General features: G+C 69.4%; 14 protein-coding genes and 1 tRNA gene. 9 read left to right on the forward strand and 6 right to left on the reverse strand.

Going from position 1 to position 21,388, the window contains the following annotated elements; translation table 11 throughout:
• From RT2_RS23910 to RT2_RS23925, 4 genes are all read right to left on the reverse strand, one after another.
• Window positions 1-1,155 (reverse strand): Ig-like domain-containing protein (locus tag RT2_RS23910; RefSeq protein WP_139280387.1); only part of this gene is annotated, 1,155 nt, incomplete at its 3' end.
• Between the two features lie 306 nt (window positions 1,156-1,461).
• The gene (locus tag RT2_RS23915; RefSeq protein ID WP_072847308.1) at window positions 1,462-2,913 is read right to left on the reverse strand and encodes a glutamate synthase subunit beta; all 1,452 of its coding nucleotides are present in this window, start codon (window positions 2,911-2,913) and stop codon (window positions 1,462-1,464) included.
• The gene (gene gltB / locus RT2_RS23920; protein WP_072847309.1) at window positions 2,906-7,507 is read right to left on the reverse strand and encodes a glutamate synthase large subunit; all 4,602 of its coding nucleotides are present in this window, start codon (window positions 7,505-7,507) and stop codon (window positions 2,906-2,908) included. The genes RT2_RS23915 and gltB overlap by 8 nt, the downstream gene beginning before the upstream one ends.
• A 445-nt stretch (window positions 7,508-7,952) precedes the next feature.
• Window positions 7,953-8,038, reverse strand: a tRNA-Leu gene (locus tag RT2_RS23925).
• A gap of 160 nt (window positions 8,039-8,198) precedes the next feature.
• Here RT2_RS23925 and RT2_RS23930 point away from each other — a divergent pair.
• The 8 genes from RT2_RS23930 (at window position 8,199) to RT2_RS23965 (ending at window position 19,249) form a co-directional block, all read left to right on the forward strand.
• Complete coding sequence (locus RT2_RS23930; RefSeq protein ID WP_072847310.1) at window positions 8,199-9,479, forward strand: FHA domain-containing protein; 1,281 nt, start codon at window positions 8,199-8,201, stop codon at window positions 9,477-9,479.
• Between the two features lie 196 nt (window positions 9,480-9,675).
• Entirely contained in the window at window positions 9,676-10,143 is a 468-nt protein-coding gene (locus RT2_RS23935; RefSeq protein WP_072847311.1) for an FHA domain-containing protein FhaB/FipA, read from the forward strand.
• Window positions 10,140-11,588: a PP2C family protein-serine/threonine phosphatase gene (locus tag RT2_RS23940; RefSeq protein WP_072847312.1), complete on the forward strand. Its 1,449-nt coding sequence runs from the start codon at window positions 10,140-10,142 to the stop codon at window positions 11,586-11,588. The genes RT2_RS23935 and RT2_RS23940 overlap by 4 nt, the downstream gene beginning before the upstream one ends.
• Window positions 11,588-13,042 carry an FtsW/RodA/SpoVE family cell cycle protein gene (locus RT2_RS23945; RefSeq protein ID WP_072847313.1) on the forward strand — a complete coding sequence of 485 codons (1,455 nt, stop codon included), beginning with the start codon at window positions 11,588-11,590 and terminating at the stop codon, window positions 13,040-13,042. Before RT2_RS23940 ends, RT2_RS23945 begins: the two co-directional genes overlap by 1 nt.
• Window positions 13,039-14,529 (forward strand): peptidoglycan D,D-transpeptidase FtsI family protein, encoded by a 1,491-nt coding sequence (locus RT2_RS23950; protein ID WP_072847314.1) that lies wholly within the window; start codon window positions 13,039-13,041, stop codon window positions 14,527-14,529. The genes RT2_RS23945 and RT2_RS23950 overlap by 4 nt, the downstream gene beginning before the upstream one ends.
• Window positions 14,530-14,534: 5 nt before the next feature.
• Window positions 14,535-15,911, forward strand: a complete 1,377-nt coding sequence (locus RT2_RS23955) for a serine/threonine-protein kinase (protein WP_072847315.1) — start codon at window positions 14,535-14,537, stop codon at window positions 15,909-15,911.
• Complete coding sequence (gene pknB, locus RT2_RS23960) at window positions 15,908-17,839, forward strand: Stk1 family PASTA domain-containing Ser/Thr kinase (RefSeq protein WP_072847316.1); 1,932 nt, start codon at window positions 15,908-15,910, stop codon at window positions 17,837-17,839. Before RT2_RS23955 ends, pknB begins: the two co-directional genes overlap by 4 nt.
• A gap of 237 nt (window positions 17,840-18,076) precedes the next feature.
• On the forward strand, window positions 18,077-19,249 hold the full coding sequence (locus RT2_RS23965) for an acyl-CoA dehydrogenase family protein (protein ID WP_072847327.1): 1,173 nt from the start codon (window positions 18,077-18,079) through the stop codon (window positions 19,247-19,249).
• Between the two features lie 4 nt (window positions 19,250-19,253).
• Here RT2_RS23965 and RT2_RS23970 read toward each other — a convergent pair whose 3' ends face one another.
• Complete coding sequence (locus RT2_RS23970) at window positions 19,254-19,607, reverse strand: DUF202 domain-containing protein (protein ID WP_245709565.1); 354 nt, start codon at window positions 19,605-19,607, stop codon at window positions 19,254-19,256.
• Window positions 19,608-19,612: 5 nt separating this feature from the next.
• Window positions 19,613-20,011, reverse strand: coding sequence for a YidH family protein (locus tag RT2_RS23975; RefSeq protein WP_072847317.1), 399 nt, complete (start codon window positions 20,009-20,011; stop codon window positions 19,613-19,615).
• A gap of 164 nt (window positions 20,012-20,175) precedes the next feature.
• Here RT2_RS23975 and RT2_RS23980 point away from each other — a divergent pair, with 164 nt between their 5' ends.
• Window positions 20,176-21,387: a PucR family transcriptional regulator gene (locus RT2_RS23980; RefSeq protein ID WP_072847318.1), complete on the forward strand. Its 1,212-nt coding sequence runs from the start codon at window positions 20,176-20,178 to the stop codon at window positions 21,385-21,387.
• Window position 21,388 lies beyond the last annotated feature (1 nt).

Raw genomic sequence — 21,388 nt, forward strand, 5'->3', positions numbered from 1 at the left:
GGCGGTGACCGGTTCGAGCACGGTGGTGGTGGTGTTGAAGTCGGCGTCGGTGACGTTCAGTGTGGCCGCGGCCGAGTCGGAGTTGTTGTAGCCGCCGGTGCCGACGAAGTGCGCGGTGATGCTGTGGGACTTGGCCTCCGGGAACTTGCGGGTGATCGAGGCCGTGCCGTTCGCCACGGTGACGGGGTCGCCGATGTTGACGTTGCCGTCCTTGAACTGCACCTGGCCGGGCGCGGTGGCCGGGGCGATCGTGGCCTCGATGGTGACGTCGGCGCCGACGACGGCGGTGGCCGGGACGGTCAGCGTGGTGGTGGTGGCGGTGACGACGTTGACCGTCTGCGCGGGCGACGTCGAACCGACGAACCCGTTGCCGGCGGTGAAGACCGCCGTGATGGCATGCGCGCCAATCGTGTCGAAGGTGTGGGGCAGGGTGGCCGTGCCGTTCGCCACCGTGACCGGCCCGCCGATGTTGACGGTGCCGTCCTTGAACTGCACCGAACCGGGCGCGGTCGGGTCGACGGTCGCGGTGAGGTTTACCTGCTCGCCCGTGTTGGCGGTGGCGGGAGCGCTCACCGTGGTGTTGGTGATGACGTCCGCGGGAAGGACCTGGACGTTGACGTTGGCCGGGTTGAAGCCCTGCGTGCTGCCGAAGCTCCAGACGTCGTAGAACATGCCGCTGTTGAAGATGCCCACCGGCGCATTGGCCGGCACCTTGTAGGTCACGGTGTAGGTCAGGTTCTGACCACTCTTGACCACGAATCCGCCGCCCAGGAAGCTGCACCCACTCGAGCAGGTGGCCAACACGCTGCCGTCGGCTTCCTGCACGATGTTGGCGCCGCTGCCGGTGCCAGTGGCCGAGCCGCTCTCGTACACGAAGCCCGCCGGCGGGATGTCCCGGATCCTGGTGACGTAGCGCTCGACCCCGCTGTTGTGGATGACCTCGTTCTTGTAGGTCACGGTGTCGCCGGGCTTCAGCGTGGCACCGGCAGTCCCGCCGACCACACTCTTCTTGTAGATGAGGTTGCTGCTCGAGCCCTGGTTGCTGGTCTGACCCGGATCCGCCGAGGCCGGGCTCAGGCCCAGCAGGATCAGTCCGGCGGCAGCAGCCGCCGCAGTCAATGGTGTCGCGATGCGATGGGAGATGGACAGGCGCACTGTTGCTCCTCCGAATCCAAAGCCGCCGAGCGGCGGCGTGACGCGGCTGTGACCTCGATGGTGATTCAGATCACATTGATGTCACGGTGAGAGTAACGGCTCGGCAACAGAAACGAGGGCGCTTTCTGAACGATGGTCCAGAATTAGTTCGATCAATCAGTGAAGAAAGGCAAAGTAAATGAAATACCCAGTTGAGACGCGGGAAATGACAACGGCCCGGCGTCTCAACTGCTCGGAAATCCGAACAATCGAGACACCGGACCGTCGGCGCTCAGAACCCGGCAAACCGGGCAGGGCACCTTCTGGCTAACGCTGCGGGGCCGCCGTCGGGACGATCGGCGCAGGCAACGAGGTCGAACCCTCGAGGAAGGTGTCGACCGCGGCCGCGCACGCGCGACCCTCGGCGATCGCCCACACGATCAACGACTGTCCACGACCCATGTCTCCGGCCACGAACACGCCGTCGACGTTGGTCGCCCACTCGTTGGAACGGGCGACGTTGCCGCGTTCGTTGAGATCGACGCCCAGGTCGGTGAGCAGACCCGGCTTCTCCGGACCGACGAAGCCCATCGCGAGCAGCACCAGGTCGGCCTCGATCTCGAAGTCGCTGCCCTCCTGCCTCTCGAAGCGGCCGTTCACCATCGCGACCTCGTGCGCCTTGAGCGCGGTGACCACGCCGTCCTTGCCCACGAATTCCTCGGTGTTGACCGAGAACACCCGCTCGCCACCCTCCTCGTGCGCCGAGGACACCCGGAACATCAGCGGGTACGTCGGCCACGGGGTGGAATCCGCGCGGGTCTCCGGCGGCCGAGGCATGATCTCGAACTGGTGCACGATCTCGGCGCCCTGACGCAGCGACGTGCCGAGGCAGTCCGCACCGGTGTCGCCGCCGCCGATGATGACGACCTTCTTGCCGGCGGCCGTGATGGTCGGGGCGTCGAGGTCGCCCTGCTGCACGCGGTTCGCGATCGGCAGGAACTCCATCGCCTGGTGGATGCCGTCCAGCTCGCGCCCCGGGACCGGCAGGTCCCGCGCCTCGGTGGCACCGCCGGCCAGCACCACGGCGTCGAACTGCTCGCGCAGCGCGTCCGCCGTGATGTCGACACCCACGTTCACGCCGGTCTTGAAGACGGTGCCCTCGGCCTCCATCTGCGCCAGCCGGCGGTCGATGTGCCGCTTCTCCATCTTGAACTCGGGGATGCCGTAGCGCAGCAGCCCGCCGATGCGGTCCTCCCGCTCGAACACCGTCACCGTGTGTCCGGCGCGGGTGAGCTGCTGCGCGGCTGCCAGGCCGGCCGGCCCGGAGCCGACGACCGCAATCTTCTTGCCCGTCAACCGGGTTGCGTGCACCGGCTCGACCCAGCCCTCGTCGAAGGCGCGGTCGACGATCTCGACCTCGACCTGCTTGATGGTGACCGGGTCCTGGTTGATCCCCAGCACGCAGGACGCCTCGCACGGCGCGGGGCACAGCCGACCGGTGAACTCCGGGAAGTTGTTCGTCGCGTGCAGCCGCTCGATGCCGTCGTGCCACCGGTCATTGAAGACCAGGTCGTTCCACTCGGGAATCAGATTCCCCAGCGGGCAACCGTTGTGGCAGAACGGGATACCGCAATCCATGCAGCGGCTGGCCTGGGTCTGGAGGGTCTCCTTCGGGAAATCCTCGTAGACCTCCTTCCAGTCCATCAGCCGCAGGGCGACGGGACGACGGACCGGCAGCTCGCGCGAACCGTGATTCAGGAAGCCGCTTGGATCACCCACGAGCTGCCTCCATGATCGCCTGGTCCACGTTTGCGCCCCGAATCTCGGCATCCTTGATTGCCATGAGTACCTTCTTGTAATCGCGCGGCATCACCTTCGCGAAATGATTGACCTGCTGGGACCAGTTGCCCAGAATGCGTTCGGCGACAGCCGATCCCGTCTCCGCACGATGACGCTCGACGATTGCCTTGAGCCACGCGGCGTCCTCCGGAGCGAGATCCTCGAGGTCGACGAGCTCGGTGTTGAGGTTCGCCTCGAAGTCACGGTCCGGGTTGTAGACGTACGCCACGCCGCCGGACATACCGGCGCCGAAGTTGCGCCCTGTGGAGCCCAGGATGACGACCTTGCCGCCGGTCATGTACTCGCACCCGTGGTCGCCGACACCCTCGACCACCGCGGTGGCACCCGAGTTGCGCACGGCGAAACGCTCGCCGACCACACCGCGGATGAAGGCCTCGCCACTGGTGGCGCCGAACAGGATGACATTGCCGCCGATGATGTTGTCTTCTGCGACAAAGCCTTCCGCCGCTCGCAGCGGCGGCCGCAGCAGCAGCCGACCACCGGAGAGACCCTTGCCGACGAAGTCGTTGGCGTCTCCGTGCAGCCGCAGCGTCATGCCCTTCGGCACGAAGGCACCGAAGCTGTTGCCCGCCGAACCGGTGAAGGTGATGTCGATGGTGTCGTCGGGCAGACCCGCGCCGCCGTGCACCTTGGTCACCTCGTGGCCGAGCATGGTGCCGACCGTCCGGTTGACGTTGGTGATCTTCGACTCGAACTTCACCGGCAGGCCGCTGTCCACGGCCTCCCGGCTCTGCACGATGAGCTGCTGGTCGAGAGCCTTCTCCAGGGCGTGGTCCTGGGTTCCCGTGCAGTACAGGTCCTGGTTCATGAACGCCGACTCGGCCTTCACCAGGATCGGCGACAGGTCCAGCTTGGACGCCTTCCAGTGCGAGATCGCCTTGGCGGTGTCGAGGGCGTCGACCTGACCGACCGCCTCGACGAGGGTGCGGAAGCCGAGCTCGGCGAGCAGCTCACGCACCTCCTCGGCGATGAACATGAAGAAGTTCTCCACGAACTCGGGCTGGCCGTTGAACCGCTTGCGCAGCACCGGGTTCTGCGTCGCAACGCCCACCGGGCAGGTGTCCAGGTGGCACACGCGCATCATGATGCAGCCGGAGACCACCAGCGGCGCCGTGGCGAAACCGAACTCCTCGCCGCCGAGCAGTGCGGCGATCATCACGTCGCGACCCGTCTTGAGCTGCCCGTCCACCTGCACGACGATGCGGTCACGCAGGCCGTTGAGCAGCAGCGTCTGCTGGGTCTCGGCGAGGCCGAGCTCCCAGGGGGCACCCGCGTGCTTCATCGAGGTCAGCGGGGTCGCGCCGGTGCCGCCGTCGTGGCCGGAGATCAGCACCACGTCCGCGTGCGCCTTGGACACGCCCGCGGCGACGGTGCCGACGCCCACCTCGGAGACCAGCTTCACGTGGATGCGGGCCTGCGGGTTGGCGTTCTTCAGGTCGTGGATCAGCTGCGCGAGATCCTCGATCGAGTAGATGTCGTGGTGCGGCGGCGGCGAGATCAGCCCGACGCCGGGCGTGGAGTGCCGGACCTCGGCCACCCACGGGTACACCTTGTGCGCCGGCAGCTGGCCACCCTCACCGGGCTTGGCTCCCTGCGCCATCTTGATCTGGATGTCGGTGCAGTTGGTCAGGTAGTGCGAGGTGACGCCGAAGCGGCCCGACGCGACCTGCTTGATCGCCGAGCGACGCGAGTCGCCGTTGGCGTCCGGGACGAACCGGGCCGGGTCTTCGCCGCCCTCACCCGAGTTCGACCGCGCGCCAAGGCGGTTCATCGCAATGGCGAGCGTCTCGTGGGCCTCGGCCGAGATGGAGCCGTAGCTCATCGCGCCCGTGGAGAACCGCTTGACGATCTCGGAGGCCGGCTCGACCTCGTCGATCGAGATCGGCTCGCGCAGGCCCTTCTTGAACTCGAAGAGGCCACGCAGCGACGCCATCCGCTCCGACTGGTCGTCGACCAGCTTGGTGTACTCCTTGAAGACCTCGTACTGACCGGTGCGGGTGGAGTGCTGGAGCTTGAACACCGTGTCCGGGTTGAACAGGTGGTACTCGCCCTCGCGCCGCCACTGGTACTCGCCGCCGACCTCGAGCTCGCGGTGCGCGCGCTCCTCCGGGCGGTCCAGGTACGCCCGGGCGTGCCGGGCCGACACGTCCGCGGCGATCTCGTCGAGGCCGATGCCGCCGAGGTGCGAACGAAGACCGGTGAAGTACTCGTCCACCAACTCCTGCGAGAGCCCGATCGGCTGGAACAGCTGAGCGCCGGTGTAGGAGGCCAGCGTGGAGATGCCCATCTTGGACATCACCTTGAGCACGCCCTTGCCGGCGGCCTTGATGTAGTTCTTGATGGCGGCGTCGCGGCTGATGTCGGTCAGCCCGCCGTCGTTGATCAGCTCGTCGATGGTCTCGAAAGCCATGTACGGGTTGACCGCGGCCGCGCCGAAGCCCACCAGCAGTGCCATGTGGTGCACCTCGCGGGCGTCACCGGACTCGATGACCAGACCCACCTGGGTACGGGTGCGCTCGCGAACCAGGTGGTGGTGCACCGCCGAGGTCAGCAGCAGTGACGGGATCGGCGCGTAGTTCTCGTTGCTCTCCCGGTCGGAGAGCACGATGATGCGGGCGCCGCCGGCGACGGCGTCGGAGACGCGCTGACGCACGTCGTCGAGGGCCTTGGCCAGGCCGGCGCCGCCGTCGGCCACCGGGTAGGTGCCGCGCACGATGACGCTGCGGAAGAGCGGGAAGCGCCCGTCGTCGTTGACGTGCACCAGCTTGGCCAGGTCCTCGTTGTGCAGGATCGGCTGGCTCAGGAGAATCTGCCGGCAGGACTCGGCGGTCGGGTTGAGCAGGTCGCCCTCCGGACCGAGGGTGCCGCCGAGGCTGGTCACGACCTCTTCGCGGATCGCGTCCAGCGGCGGGTTGGTGACCTGTGCGAACAGCTGCTGGAAGTAGTCGAACAGCACCCGCGGGCGGGTGGAGAGCACCGCGATCGGGGTGTCGGTACCCATCGAACCGAGCGCCTCCGCGCCGGTCTTCGCCATCGGCGCGACGAGCAGGTTCACCTCTTCGTTGGTGTACCCGAACATCTGCTGACGCAGCAGCGCGCGCTGGTGGCTCATGTAGACGTACCGGCTGCTCGGCAGGTCGTCGATGTGCGTGAGGCCCTTGTCGATCCACTCCTGGTAGGGGTGCTCGCCGGCCAGCTCGGCCTTGAACTCGTCGTCGCCGACGATCCGGCCCTGCGCGGTGTCGACCAGGAACATCTTGCCCGGCTGCAGGCGGATCTTCCGGACCACCGTGGCGGGGTCGATGTCGAGCACGCCGACCTCGGAGGCCATCACGACCAGGCCGTCCTCGGTCACCCACAGGCGCGACGGACGCAGGCCGTTGCGGTCGAGGACCGCACCGATCACGGTGCCGTCGGTGAAGCAGACCGATGCCGGCCCGTCCCACGGCTCCATCAGCGCGGAGTGGTACTCGTAGAACGCCCGGCGCGCCGGTTCCATGCTCTCGTGGCGCTCCCAGGCCTCCGGGATCATCATCAGCACGGCGTGCGGCAGGCTGCGGCCACCGAGGTGCAGCAGCTCGAGCACCTCGTCGAAGCGCGCGGTGTCGCTGGCACCGGGGGTGCAGACCGGGAAGATCTTGTCGAGCGCGCCCTCGCCGAACACGTCGGTCTTGATGAGGGCCTCGCGGGCCCGCATCCAGTTCTCGTTGCCGCTGACGGTGTTGATCTCACCGTTGTGCGCGACGCGCCGGTACGGGTGGGCCAACGGCCACGAGGGGAACGTGTTGGTGGAGAAGCGCGAGTGGACCAGGCCCAGCGCGCTCTCCATCCGGTCGTCCTGCAGGTCCACGTAGAACCCGCGCAGCTGCGGCGTGGTGAGCATGCCCTTGTAGACGTACGTCTGCCCGGACAGGCTCGGGAAGTACACCGTCTCGCGACCGGTGGCGTCCTTGCCCGCGCCGGCGGTGCCGAGCTCGTGCTCGACCCGCTTGCGGATCACGAAGGCGCGGCGCTCGAGGTCCATGCCGGTGACCGACGCGTCGGGCGCGGCGATGAAGATCTGACGGAACGTCGGCATCGCGTCGCGAGCGAGCGCGCCGAGCGAGGAGTCGTCCGTGGGGACCGCACGCCAGCCGAGGACCGCCAGGCCCTCCTCGGCGACGATCTTCTCCACCGCGGCGACGGCGGCCTCGACGTCGGCGGCGGACTGCGGGAGGAACGCCATGCCGGTCGCGTAGGCGCCCTCGGCGGGCAGCTCGAAGTCGACGATCGCACGGAAGAACCCGTGCGGCACCTGGAGCAGGATGCCGGCGCCGTCACCAGTGTTGGGCTCGGAGCCGGCCGCGCCGCGGTGCTCGAGATTCACCAGCGCGGTGATCGCCTTCTCGACGATGTCGCGGCTGCGGCGACCGTGCATGTCCACCACGAATGCGACACCACAGGCGTCGTGCTCGTTCGCGGGATCGTAGAGGCCCTGGGGTCCAGGAGACCCGTGGCCTGGAAGTTGCTTCATACCTAGCCTTCGTATGCCATCTAGTAGATGCACCGACGACCAGCAACGCTGATGGCCATCACAGAACAGGCGCCGAGCCTCAGTGATCGGCGCGCCCACGCCAGCCGTCGTCGTCGACGTAGGGCGGGATCTGCCCCGCGTTCAGACGACTCGACTGAGTGGCTCGTTGGACAGTGTGAGTCCAGCGTGTACGGAAACGATAATTCAGGTCCCCCGGCAAATCGCAACCAAGGCTCCCCTTTCTACCCTGTGACCTGTAGCTATACCGGGGAATCACAGGGCAAGTGCGGTTCACATCACAGCGTAATCCACCGCGCAAGAGGTGACATGAGCATCGCGAGAAGAGGTCGGCGGCCGCGAGCGCGGCACCGGAGCCGAGAAAAATTCGGGTGGAGAACCCGGAAAAAACTACTGGCCGCAGCGATTAGATCAGCTGCGGCCAGTGTGGTGGGCGAAGGGGGACTTGAACCCCCACGTCCCGAAGGACACTGGCACCTGAAGCCAGCGCGTCTGCCATTCCGCCACTCGCCCGGAGCGACGGGAGAAACATTAACACGACCACCCCGGAAAACGCGATTCGCCCCCCTCACCTGCGACTAAGCCCATAGACGGCCCCTGCCCGGGGAGAAGGTAGATATCATGCAAGGGCGGCCACCGTGGCCGCGACACGCGGAGCAGCAGAGGAGGCACCATGGGAATCGTCCAACGCTTCGAACGTCGACTCCAGGGCGCCGTCGGCGACGCCTTTGCCCGGGTGTTCGGCGGCGGTGTGGTCCCCCAGGAAGTGGAGGCCGCACTCCAGCGTGAGGCGTCCGACCGGGTGCAGCAGTTGGACGGTGGCCACCTGTTGGCGCCGAACGACTACGTCATCACCGTTGCGGACTCCGATCACGACGAGCTGTCGGCGGACCGGGACTTGACAGTCAAGGCCTTTGCCCGACACCTTGAGGGCTTCATCCGCGACCAGGGGTGGCAGACCTACGGGCCCATCACGGTTCGGTTAGAGTCGTCGACCTCGCTGCACACGGGCCAATTCCGTACCAGCGGTGCGGTGGACCCGGACTCGGGGACGTCGCGACCGGGCGCGGCACAGCAGTACGTCCCGCCCGCGCAAGCACGACCCGTACCCCGACCCTCCGCACCATTGAACCCAGGAGCTGGCTACATGACGCAGAACTCAGGCTTCGGCCCTAACGAGCCCGCGGACGGCCGCGGCGAGGGTCGATCCGGGTACCAGCAGGACCACCCGGTGAACGGGTACGCCCGCAACGGCAGCACCTACCCGAGCGCGCCGGCCCAGGGCGGATACGACCAGGCCTACGGGTCCAGCCAGCACAACGGGTACGCCCAGAACGGCTACGGACAGAACGGCGCCGACTACCCGGCGGCGCAGGGTTCCCCGGCACCCACCGCGCAGTCGCAGCCGAGTGCGCAGCAGGGTTACGACTACCCCGCGAACCCGTACCCGCCGGCCGACTACCCGGCCAACCCGTACCCGCCGGCCGACTACCCGGCCAACCCGTACCCGCCGGCCGACTACCCCGCGAACCCGTACCCGCCGGCCGACTACCCGGCCAACCCGTACCCGCCGGCCGACTACCCGGCCAACCCGTACGCGGGCAGCGAGTACCCGGCCTACGGACAGCAGTACAGCGCCGAGCCCACCGGTTTCGACGCCAACCGGACGTTCACCGCGACCCTCCAGCTCGAGGACGGCAGCGGCCGCAACTTCCAGCTCCGCGAGGGCCGGAACGTGATCGGACGCGGCCAGGAGGCACAGTTCCGGCTGCCCGACACCGGCGTCTCGCGTCGGCACATCGAGATCCGTTGGGACGGGCAGATGGCCATGCTCTCCGATCTCGGGTCCACCAACGGCACCACCGTCAACGGTGCGCCGGTACAGGATTGGCAGCTCGCCGACGGCGACGTCATCCGGGCCGGACACTCGGAGATCCTGGTTCGTATCGTCTGAGCCGCCCCTGAACCACGCCACACCGAACCCACCGCCCCGCCACCCACGGAATGTCGGCCGGACTCCGTAAGGTGGTGGCGAGCTTCGTATTGCGATCAGCACCCGCCGTATCGCCATAGGATGCTGCCGAAACGACGATTACCGAGACGACGAACACACGGGGAGACCCGTCTCGCAGAGGAAGAGGTGGACCGCTGTGCAGGGACTCATCCTGCAGTTGACCAGGGCGGGCTTCCTGCTGCTGTTGTGGCTGTTCGTGTGGGCGGTGCTGCGCACCCTGCGAGCCGACGTCTACGCAGGCTCCGGCGTGCGGGTTCCGCAGCGCTACAGCCGAACCGCCTCGGGGGTGCTGCCGTCGTTCGGCAAGCCGAAGGTCGCCAAGAACCTCGTCGTCACCCAGGGCGCGCTGGCCGGCACCCGGATCACCCTCAGCACCCAGCCGGTGCTGATCGGGCGCGCCGACGACTCCACCCTGGTGCTCACCGACGACTACGCGTCCACCCGCCACGCCCGGCTCTCGCCGCGTGGAAGTGACTGGTACGTCGAAGACCTCGGATCCACCAACGGCACCTACCTGGACCGGGCGAAGGTGACCACCGCGGTGCGCGTCCCGCTGGGTACCCCGGTGCGCGTCGGCAAGACCGTGATCGAGCTCCGCCCGTGACCCTTGTGCTCCGCTACGCGGCCCGCAGCGACCGCGGTCTCGTGCGCTCGAACAACGAAGACTCCGTGTACGCCGGCGCCCGCCTGCTGGCGCTGGCCGACGGCATGGGCGGCCACGCGGCGGGCGAAGTCGCCTCGCAGCTGATGATCGCCGCGCTGGCCCACCTCGACGACGACGAGCCCGGCGACGACCTGCTCGGCAAGCTCGAGGCGGCCACCCGCGAGGGCAATGCCGCGATCGCGGACCAGGTCGAGGAGGAGCCCGAGCTCGACGGCATGGGTACCACGCTGACCGCGATCCTGTTCGCGCGCAGCAAGCTGGGCCTGGTCCACATCGGCGACTCCCGCGCCTACCTGCTGCGGGACGACGTGCTGACCCAGATCACCCGGGACGACACCTTCGTCCAGTCCCTGGTCGACGAGGGCCGGATCACCGCCGAGCAGGCGCACACGCATCCGCAGCGCTCGCTGATCATGCGGGCGTTGACCGGCAACGAGATCGAGCCCACGCTCACTGTCCGCGAGGCACGCACCGGCGACCGCTACCTGCTCTGCTCGGACGGGCTCTCCGACGTCGTCAGCGACGAGACCATTGCCGAGGTGCTCCGCAACGACACCCCCGGCGACTCCGCCGACCGGCTGATCGAGTTGGCCCTGCGCAGCGGCGGCCCCGACAACGTCACGGTGGTGGTGGCGGACGTCATCGACGTGGACTACGGCCAGAGCCGACCCATCGTGGCCGGCGCCGCGTCCACCGAGGAGGAAGAGGACACCCCGCCGCCGGACACCGCGGCCGGCCGAGCCGCCGCGATGCGGCCGCCGCGTGCCACCCCGCGCCGGGTCCCGCTGCCCGCCGATCCCGAGCCGGCGACCAAGCACCACCGGCTCCGCTGGATCGTGTTGGCGCTGAGCCTGATTGCCGTGGTCGTGGTGGGCCTGCTGGTCGGCCGCAGCCTGATCCGCGGGAACTACTACGTGGGCACGAGCGAGGGCCACGTCGCGGTGCTGCAGGGCGTTCCCGGGTCGGTGCTCGGCTACTCGTTGCAGGAGGTCAACCTCGTCGGGTGCGTCACCGACACCGGGGAGCTGAGCCTGCTCGGACCCGACGCGCCGCCGGTGGACTGCGCCGTCCTGACCGTGGACGACCTGCAGCCGTCGGCACGCGAGCAGGTGCGGGCCGGGCTGCCGTCGGGCTCCCTCGACGACGCCAAGAGCCAGATGACCAGGCTCACCACCGGGGACCTGCTGCCGGTCTGCCGCGAGCCCGCGCCGGCGCCGACACCCACCCCGACACCGCCGCCGCCCGCGAGCCCGGAACCCGCCCCAGCCGGCGCCGTGCCCCCGCCTCCCCCGCCTCCCCCGCCCGTCGCCGAGCCGGTGCTGCCCGCGCCGTCGGAGACCGTCACGCCGCAGGTCCCGGGCCAGAACTGCAGGACCGGTCACTGATGTCTGTCTCCGCGGCACAGTCGGGGGGCTCCTTCCCGAGTCCGCCGGGTGGATTTGCCCCCGCACCCGAACAGTCCAACCGTCGCAACGTCGAACTCCTGCTGATCTGCGGCGCCATCGCGATCACCTTCCTGTCGCTGGTGCTCGTCGAGGCCAGCCAGGAGCAGACGCTCACCTGGGACCTGGCCAAGTACGGCTGTGCGTACTCGGTCCTGTTCCTGATCGCGCACGCCGCGGTCCGGCGGTACGCGCCGTTCGCGGACCCGTTGCTGCTCCCGATCGTGGCGCTGCTCAACGGGCTCGGTCTGGTGTTGATCCACCGCCTCGACCTCGCGGACGCGGCCACCGCCGCGTACCTGAACCGGCCGATCCCCTCCCCCGACGCCAACCAGCAGGTGCTCTGGACGGCGCTCGCGATCGCCGGCTTCGTGGCGGTCCTGGTGCTGCTGCGGGACTACCGGCTGCTGGCCAAGTACAGCTACACCCTCGGCCTCGCCGGGCTGGTGCTGCTCGCCCTGCCCGCGCTGCTGCCGTCGTCGATGTCCGAGGTCAACGGCGCGAAGATCTGGATCAAGCTGCCGTTCTTCAGCATTCAGCCGGGTGAGTTCGCGAAGATCCTGCTGATCATCTTCTTTGCCTCGGTGCTGGTGTCCAAGCGGGAACTGTTCACCACCGCCGGCCGGCACTTCTTCGGCATGGACCTGCCCCGGGCCCGCGACCTCGGCCCGATCCTCGTCGCCTGGGTGGTCTCGATCGGCGTCCTGGTGCTCGAGAAGGACCTCGGCACCTCGCTGCTGCTGTTCAGCACGGTCCTGGTGATGCTCTACATCGCGACCGAGCGTGTCGGCTGGCTGCTGATCGGCGCCGGACTCGTCATCGTCGGGTTCGTGTTCGCCTACCAGTTGTTCGGCCACGTCCGGGTGCGTGTCGACACCTGGATCGACCCGCTCGGCGACTACAACAACACCGGCTACCAGATCTCGCAGTCGTTGTTCGGCCTCGCTACCGGCGGGCTGGCGGGTACCGGGCTCGGCAGCGGCCGGCCGTCGCAGGTGCCGTTCGCCAAGACCGACTTCATCGTCGCCACCATCGGCGAGGAGCTCGGGCTGATCGGCCTCGCCGCGGTGCTGATGCTGTTCCTGATATTCGTCATCCGCGGGCTGCGGACCGCGCTGGCGGTGCGCGACAGCTTCGGCAAGCTGCTCGCCGCCGGGTTGTCCTTCACCGTCGCGATCCAGGTGTTCGTGGTGGTCGGCGGCGTCACCAAGTTGATCCCGCTGACCGGCCTGACCACCCCGTTCATGTCGTACGGCGGCTCGTCGCTGTTGGCGAACTACCTGCTGCTCGCGCTGTTGATGAAGATCTCCGACTCCGCCCGCACACCACCGGCACCGAAGAAGAAGGGACCCGCTCCGATCGCGGACGCCCCGACCGAAATGTTGAGGCGCAAATGAACACCCCGCTCCGCCGCGTCGCGATGGCCGTGATGGTGATGGTCGTGGCCCTGCTCGCCAACGCCACGTACGTGCAGGTCATCAAGGCCGACAGCCTGCGGACCGACCCGCGCAACTCGCGGGTGCTGCTCGACGAGTACTCCCGCCAGCGCGGCCAGATCTCGGCCGGCGGCGAGGTGCTCGCGGCGTCGGTCCCGATCGACGACCGGTACAAGTACCTGCGCACCTACCCGCCGAACCCGGCGGCGCCGTCGAGCCCCTTCGCGAACGCGCCGGTCACCGGCTTCTACTCGATGCTGTACGGCAACACCGGTCTCGAACGGACGGAGGACTCGGTGCTCAACGGCTCCGACAGCCGGCTGTTCGGCCGCCGCTTCTTCGACCTGGTCTCCGGCCGGGACCCGCGTGGCGGCAACGTCATCGCCACCGTCGACCCGGTGGTGCAGCAGGTCGCCTACGACCAGCTCACGGCGAAGGGCTACACCGGTTCGGTGGTCGCGATCCGGCCGAGCACCGGCGAGGTGCTGGCGATGGCGAGCACCCCCAGCTACGACCCGAACCTGCTGGCCAGCCACGACGGCGCGGTGAGCACCGAGGCGTGGGAGACGCTCAACAACGACCCGGACAAGCCGCTGCTGAACCGGGCCGTCTCGCAGACCTACCCGCCCGGCTCGACGTTCAAGGTGGTGGTGACCGCCGCCGCCCTGGAGAACGGCGCCAACCCGGACGAGCAGCTGACCGCCGCCCCGAACATCACGCTGCCGGGCACCACCACCACGCTCGAGAACTACAACGGTTCCACCTGCGGGTCGAACCCGACGGCGTCGCTGCGCGAGGCGTTCGCCCGCTCCTGCAACACCGCGTTCGTCGAGCTCGGCATCAAGACCGGCGCCGACGCGCTCAAGGACCGGGCCACCGCGTTCGGCATCGAGCCGGACTCACCGGGCATCCCGATCCCCGTCGCCGACAGCACCGTCGGCCCGATCCCGGACGACGCCGCGCTCGGCCAGAGCAGCATCGGCCAGCGCGACGTGGCCCTGACCCCGCTCGAGAACGCGGTGGTCGCCGCGACCGTCGCCAACGGCGGTGTCCGGATGGAGCCGCACCTGGTCTCGCAGCTGGAGAGCCCGGACCTGTCGAGCCTTGCCACCACCACCCCGCAGTCCAAGGGTCAGGCCATCTCCCCGCAGGTCGCGGCGACCCTGACCGAGCTGATGATCGGGTCGGAGAACAACACCGGTGGCGGCAACAAGATCCCCGGCGTGCAGATCGCGTCGAAGACCGGGACCGCCGAGCACGGCACGGACCCCCGCAACACCCCGCCGCACGCCTGGTACATCGGGTTTGCGCCGGCTCAGGACCCGCAGATCGCGATCGCGGTGATCGTCGAGGACGGTGGCGACCGGGCACTGGCCGCGACGGGCGGCTCGGTGGCCGCACCGATCGGGCGGGCCGTCATCGCCGCCGGGCTGCGGCAGGGGAGCTGACGGAGATGAGTCTGAACAACGGCGCGGTCATCGCGAACCGGTACCGGCTGCAGGGGCTGATCGCCACCGGCGGCATGGGCCAGGTGTGGGAGGCCACGGACAACCGGCTGCACCGCCGGGTGGCCGTCAAGGTGCTCAAGTCCGAATTCAGTACCGACCCTGAGTTCCTCGAGCGGTTCCGGACCGAGGCCCGCACCACGGCGCGGCTGAACCACCCGGGCATCGCCGGCATCTACGACTACGGCGAGACCCACGACAGCGTCGGCCAGTCCACCGCGTACCTGGTGATGGAACTGGTCAACGGCGAGCCGCTCAACGCCGTGCTGGCCCGCGTCGGACGGCTCTCGCTGCCGCACGCGCTGGACATGCTCGAGCAGACCGGCCGGGCGCTGCAGGTGGCGCACGAGGCGGGTGTGGTGCACCGGGACGTCAAGCCCGGAAACATCCTGATCACCCCGACCGGCCAGGTGAAGATCACCGACTTCGGCATCGCCAAGGCCGTCGAGGCGTCACCGGTGACCCGGACCGGGATGGTGATGGGCACCGCCCAGTACATCGCCCCGGAGCAGGCGCTCGGACAGGACGCGTCGCCGGCCAGCGACGTCTACTCGCTCGGCGTGGTCGGCTACGAGGCGTTGGCGGGGGTCCGCCCCTTCACCGGCGACGGCGCGCTGACCGTCGCGATGAAGCACGTGCAGGAGTCGCACCCACCGCTGCCCGCAGACGTGCCGCCGAACGTGCGCGAGCTGATCGACATCACGATGACCAAGGACCCGGCCGCCCGCTACGCCACCGGCGGCGAGTTTGCCGACGCGGTCGCGGTGGTCCGGTCCGGTGCCCGCCCGCCGATGCCCGGGACCGGTCGTCCGACCGGAGTGACCGCCGTGGTTCCGGGAGTTCCCGCCGCGGTCGGCACCCAGATGATGCCGACCTCGCAGGCCGAATATGCTGGCCCCGAGACCGGCGCGGAGCCGCCACCCTCGGGCCTGACGCAAGGCCAGAAAGTGCTGGCCTGGGGTGCCGGTGGGCTGCTGCTGGTGGCCCTGCTGGTCGCCGGGGGAATGCTGCTGTTCGGCGGAAACTCCTCCACGCCGCAGCCCCCGCGGCCGGCGCCCACGCTGGCGCCTGCCACCAGCACCCACCGACCGACTACCACCACCACCCGGCCGCCGACGACAACCACCACGGAACCCGAGACCACCACGTGGACGACGGAACCGACGACGACCACCACCGAGCCGCCGACCACGACTCGGACGACCAGACCGACCACCACCACAACCGAGCCCGAGACCACCACCACGGAGCCCGAGTCCGAGACCGAGACCACCACCACGGCCGCGACTACGACCACCACCACGGCCACGCAAGGACAGCCATGACCACACCGCACAAACTCTCCTCCCGCTACGAGCTGGGCGAGATTCTCGGCTTCGGTGGCATGTCCGAGGTGCACCTTGCGAGGGACATGCGGCTGAGCCGCGATGTGGCGATCAAGGTGCTGCGGGCCGACCTCGCCCGGGACCCCACGTTCTACCTTCGGTTCCGCCGCGAGGCGCAGAACGCGGCGGCGCTGAACCATCCGGCGATCGTGGCCGTCTACGACACCGGCGAGGCCGAGACCGACGGCGGACCGCTGCCGTACATCGTGATGGAGTACGTCGAGGGCGACACGCTGCGCGACATCGTCCGTCGCGAGGGCCCGATGCCCGCCCGTCGCGCCATGGAGGTCATCGCCGACGTGTGTGCGGCGCTGGACTTCAGCCACCGCAACGGGATCGTGCACCGCGACATCAAGCCCGCGAACATCATGATCAACCGGGCCGGCGCGGTGAAGGTGATGGACTTCGGTATCGCCCGGGCCATCTCCGACAGCTCCAGCCCGATGACGCAGACGGCGGCCGTGATCGGCACCGCCCAGTACCTCTCGCCCGAGCAGGCCCGCGGCGAGCAGGTCGACGCCCGCTCCGACGTGTACTCGCTCGGCTGCGTGCTGTTCGAGATCCTCACCGGCGAGCCTCCGTTCAAGGGCGACTCCCCCGTAGCGGTGGCCTACCAGCACGTCCGCGAGGATCCGGCGTTGCCGTCGTCGGTGAACCCCGACATCCCGCGTGAGCTGGACTCGGTGATCCTCAAGGCGATGAGCAAGAACCCCGCGAACCGGTACCAGAGCGCCGCCGAGATGCGCAGCGACCTGGTGCGGGTGCTCGGCGGTCAGCGTCCGAGCGCACCGATGGTGATGAACGACGAGGACCGCACCACCATCCTGGGTGCGGTGGACCCGGTCGGCCGCTACCAGGCCGCGGACCCGCCGACGCCGGCACCGCTGTCGGCCGCGCCCGCCGCGACGCCGCCGCCGCCCGCCGGACGCCGGACGATGCGCATCGCCCTGCTCTCGATCGCCGCGCTCGTGGTGGTCGGCATCGTCGGCGCGTTCCTGTGGGCGCTGGGCCCGGGGTCGAAGGCCGAGCAGGTGATCGTGCCGGACGTCGCGAACAAGTCGTCGCAGGCCGCGCAGACCGCGCTGCAGAACGAGGGGTTCCGGGTTCAGACCCAGCCGAAACCCAGTGACACGATCGCCAGCGGCAACGTGATCGGCACGATCCCCGTCGCGGGCACCAAGGCCGACGAGGGCACCACGGTGACCCTCGACGTGTCCACCGGACCGCAGCAGGTTCAGGTGCCGGACCTGTCGGGGATGAGTCAGTCCCAGGCCGCGCAGGCGCTCGATGCGGCCGGCCTGGCCCTCGACCCGGCCCCGGAGCGCAGCCCGTCGGCCACCTCCGAGGTGGACAAGGTGGTCGCGCAGACCCCGAGCGCCGGGTCCAACGTGGAACTCGGGGGCGCCGTCAAGCTGACCCTGGGCAGCGGTCCCGAACAGGTCCGGATCCCGAACGTGGTGGGCCAGAAGCTCGAGGTGGCGCAGCCGAACATCGAGGGCGCCGGGTTCAAGGTCGAGGTCGAGAACATCGACTCCGGCCGGCCCAAGGGCGAGGTCGTCTCCACCGAGCCGGGCGGCGGCGAGTCCGCGGCCCGCGGCACCACCGTCAAGGTGCAGGTGTCCAACGGCAACATGATCGACATGCCGAACCTGAGCGGCATGTCCGTCTCGCAGGCACTGGACACGCTGCGCAGGGCCGGCTGGTCCGGCACCACGAGTCAGCTGTCACAGCGCCCGGAGCCGACGCTCGAGACCGACCTGGTCGGCAAGATCGTCACCCAGGCGCAGCCGCCGGGCTCCGAGGTGGCCAAGACGGCGAGCATCTCCGTCGGCATCGGCCAGTTGGGCATCCCCACGATCCCGCGCTAGGCGCCCGCAGCATCACGTCGGGTGAACGGAACCGTTCACCCGATCAGATCGAACGAACGGCCCGTCCACCCGGCAAGATCCGACCGGACGGGCCGTTCACCCGTCTCCGACCACGCGACGCTTGACGCTGCTTCGACGGCCCCCGAAGCTGGGTCGTGCAATCGATTGCATGAACGCTCCGGCAAGTGCTCGACGCCACGTCGGCCGACTGCCGCCGACCGGAAGACCGAGGACCTCATGGCCGACTCCCAGACGATCGCGCAGCTCTTTGCCCTCGACTCCGTCCTGGACACCGAGGAGATTGCCGTGCGCGACACCGTCCGCCGCTTCGCGGCGGATCGGATCAGGCCGCACATCGCCGAGTGGTTCGAGGCCGGGGCACTGCCCGCCCGCGAACTCGCGAAGGACCTCGGTGGGATGGGCCTGCTCGGCATGCACCTCGAGGGATACGGCTGCGCGGGCATGAGCGCGACGTCCTACGGCCTGGCCTGCCTGGAACTCGAGGCCGTCGACTCGGGCATCCGGAGCCTGGTGTCGGTGCAGGGCTCGCTGGCGATGTTCGCCATCCACCGGTTCGGCTCCGAGGACCAGAAGCAGGAGTGGTTGCCGCGGATGGCGGCGGGCGAGGCGGTCGGCTGCTTCGGGCTGACCGAGCCCGACTTCGGCTCCAACCCGGCAGGCATGCGCACCGCCGCCCGCCGCGACGGCGACGACTGGGTCCTGCGCGGCACCAAGATGTGGATCACCAACGGCTCGATCGCCGACGTGGCGGTGGTGTGGGCCCGCACCGACGACGGCGTCCGGGGGTTCGTGGTGCCCACCGACACCCCCGGTTTCTCGGCGCCCGAGATCAAGAACAAGCTCTCGCTGCGGGCCTCGGTCACCGCCGAACTGGTGCTCGACGACGTGCGACTGCCCGCCTCGGCGATGCTGCCGGAGGCGCGCGGGCTGTCCGGGCCGCTGAGCTGCCTGAACGAGGCCCGCTTCGGCATCGTCTTCGGCGCGCTCGGCGCCGCGCGCGACTGCCTCGAGACGGCGATCGACTACGCGAAGACCCGCGAGGTGTTCGACCGGCCGCTCGCCGCCTTCCAGCTGACCCAGGCGAAGCTCGCCGACATGGCGCTCGAACTCGGCAAGGGTCAGCTGCTGGCCGTACACCTCGGCCGCCTCAAGGACCGCCACGAACTGCGCCCCGAGCAGGTCAGCCTCGGCAAGCTGAACTCCGTCCGGGAGGCGATCGCGATCGCACGTGAGTGCCGAACCATCCTCGGCGCCAACGGAATCACCCTCGAGTACCCCGTCCTGCGGCACGCCAACAACCTGGAGTCGGTGCTGACCTACGAGGGCACCTCCGAGATGCACCAGCTGGTGATCGGCCAGACGCTGACCGGCGAGTCGGCCTTCCGGTAGCGGGTCAGCCCCACCACACCGCGTAGAGCCCGAACACGCCGATCAGCCCCACGACGACGCCGGTCGCGGTCACGGCGACCACCGCGGGCGCCACGGACCCGCGGGACAGTCCCCGGCAGGCCCGGGCGTACCGGCGGCGTTGGGCGAGGAGGATGGCCGCGGCCGCCAGCACCGCCACCGCGGCCGGGAGCAGCGCGATCACCCCGCGGTGCGGCAGCCAGCGCACGAACATCAGGCTCACCACGACCAGCGACAGGAGGGTACGTTCCCACGCCAGTGCCGTCCGCTCGGGCTGCAACCCGGGATCGGAGTGCATCGCGGCCGCCGGCGGCGGGCCGGGGTGCGCGGTCGGTGCCACGGCTCCTACTGCGCCAGGACCACGACGGCCAGCGCCGCGCCGACGACGGCGCCGGCGATCCCGAGCAGCGGCGCCAGGAGGGGGAGGTGGAGCGCAGACCCCGTCCGCATTCGCCGCTCGACCAGCAGCCACCGGCGGACCGCGCCCAGACTCATCAGCGTGCCCAACACGAGCAGCAGCGTCGTCACGGCGGTGTGCACCGGTTGCGAGAAGGCCTCCGCGGCAAACACGTCGAGGCCGACCCCCGCGGCGACAAAGCCCAGCGACGTCCGGATCCAGGCCAGGAAGGTGCGCTCGTTCGCCAGCGTGAACCGGGGGTCGGGTTCGACACCGTCGGGCAGCAACTGCCGCGAGATCCGGTCGCGCGCCGGGGCTGCGGGCGCCGGGGAGGAAAGATTCGTCATCACGCCCTCGGTTGCTCGCGGTGGCGCCGGTGAACGCGGGCAGGCCAGGGGCCACCGCTGTTTGGCGATGTCACACTCGTCATGGGGATACAACCCAGTATGACGACAGTTAGTCCTGCATACAATCGGCCCTTTCCACTGCCGGTCGACTATTGTCCTGTGACATGTCACAGGAGATGTCCGCCGACCTGGCCGCGGTCCTGGATCGACTCGACCGTGAGCCGGACCGACTGTTCCCCCACATCCGCAGTGCGGCCGCGGCCGACTCCGAGTACCGACGCACTCCCCTGCTCGACGCCACCGCCGAACACAGCGCGCGCCAGTTCATCCGGCTCCTGACCCGGGCGGGTCGCGACGGGAGCCTGCCCGAGGCCGCCGACTGCCGCGACTTCGCCGACCGGGCCCGGGACCGGGCCGCGGAGGGACTGCCGGTGGTCGAACTCCTCGACGGGTACCACGTCTGCCTGCAGGTGCTCTGGGAAGAGATCCTGGACGTGACGCCGCCGACTGCGGCCCGCGAACTACCCGTCCTTGCGCCCCGACTGTTCGCCGCGGCCCGCCGAGTCTGCCGCGCGGTCACCCGCGCGCACGAGCAGGAACTCGAGTCGATCGACACCGAGGCCCGGGAGTCGATCCGGGACCTGGTGGCGACGCTGGTCGGCGGTAGGCCTGCCGCGGACCTGGCGCAGCGACTGGGTGTCCGGCTCGCGGCGGGATACACCGTGCTCGCCCTGGGTTTCGAGCCCACCGCAGCCGAACTCGCTGACGACGATCTCGAACGCCGGGTTGCCGGTCGCCGCAAGATGATTCGCATCCACGACGAACTCGGCGGAGCGACCGGCGACGGCGCACTGGCCGCGCTCGACCCGACCGGCGGGCTGATCCTGCTGCCTGCCCCGCCGGCCCCTCGTCGCGCCCACCTCGACGAGCTGGTCGGTCGACTCCAGGACCAGGCTCAGGCAGCGGTTCGTGCGGGCGCGGCCCGCGCGGACCGGCTCGAAGACCTCCCCCGAGCCACCACGGAGGCGCGAAAGCTCTTGGAGATAAGGTCTTCCGGGACCGCAGCCGCGGAGGTGGCGACCGTCGACGACCTCCTGGTGGAGTACCAGCTGAGCCAGGAGAGCGCGGCGCGGGCCGGACTGCTCGCCGTCGTGGACACCCTGCGGACCACGCCGGAACTCACCGAGACCCTCGGCGCGTACTTCGCGTGCGACTTCAACCGTCGGCGCACGGCGTCGACCCTCGGGGTGCACCCGAACACGGTCGACAACCGGCTGGTGCGGATCGCCGAGGCAACGGGTTCCGATCCCCGAACGTCTCAGGGCCTGCTGCTGCTCGGATCGGCACTGACCCTGGCGCGGGTGACGCGGGCCTGAC

The sequence above is a fragment of the Rhodococcus tukisamuensis NBRC 100609 genome, from assembly GCF_001894985.1.
In the GTDB taxonomy this organism is placed as follows: Bacteria; Actinomycetota; Actinomycetes; order Mycobacteriales; family Mycobacteriaceae; genus Rhodococcus_G; species Rhodococcus_G tukisamuensis.

Coding starts and splice junctions, on each gene's coding strand:
- RT2_RS23930 (WP_072847310.1), top strand. CDS start 8,199: ATGGGAATCGTCCAACGCTTCGAACGTCGACTCCAGGGCGCCGTCGGC.
- gltB (WP_072847309.1), bottom strand. CDS start 7,507: ATGAAGCAACTTCCAGGCCACGGGTCTCCTGGACCCCAGGGCCTCTAC.
- RT2_RS23980 (WP_072847318.1), top strand. CDS start 20,176: ATGTCACAGGAGATGTCCGCCGACCTGGCCGCGGTCCTGGATCGACTC.
- RT2_RS23975 (WP_072847317.1), bottom strand. CDS start 20,011: ATGACGAATCTTTCCTCCCCGGCGCCCGCAGCCCCGGCGCGCGACCGG.
- RT2_RS23945 (WP_072847313.1), top strand. CDS start 11,588: ATGTCTGTCTCCGCGGCACAGTCGGGGGGCTCCTTCCCGAGTCCGCCG.
- RT2_RS23950 (WP_072847314.1), top strand. CDS start 13,039: ATGAACACCCCGCTCCGCCGCGTCGCGATGGCCGTGATGGTGATGGTC.
- pknB (WP_072847316.1), top strand. CDS start 15,908: ATGACCACACCGCACAAACTCTCCTCCCGCTACGAGCTGGGCGAGATT.
- RT2_RS23955 (WP_072847315.1), top strand. CDS start 14,535: ATGAGTCTGAACAACGGCGCGGTCATCGCGAACCGGTACCGGCTGCAG.
- RT2_RS23965 (WP_072847327.1), top strand. CDS start 18,077: ATGGCCGACTCCCAGACGATCGCGCAGCTCTTTGCCCTCGACTCCGTC.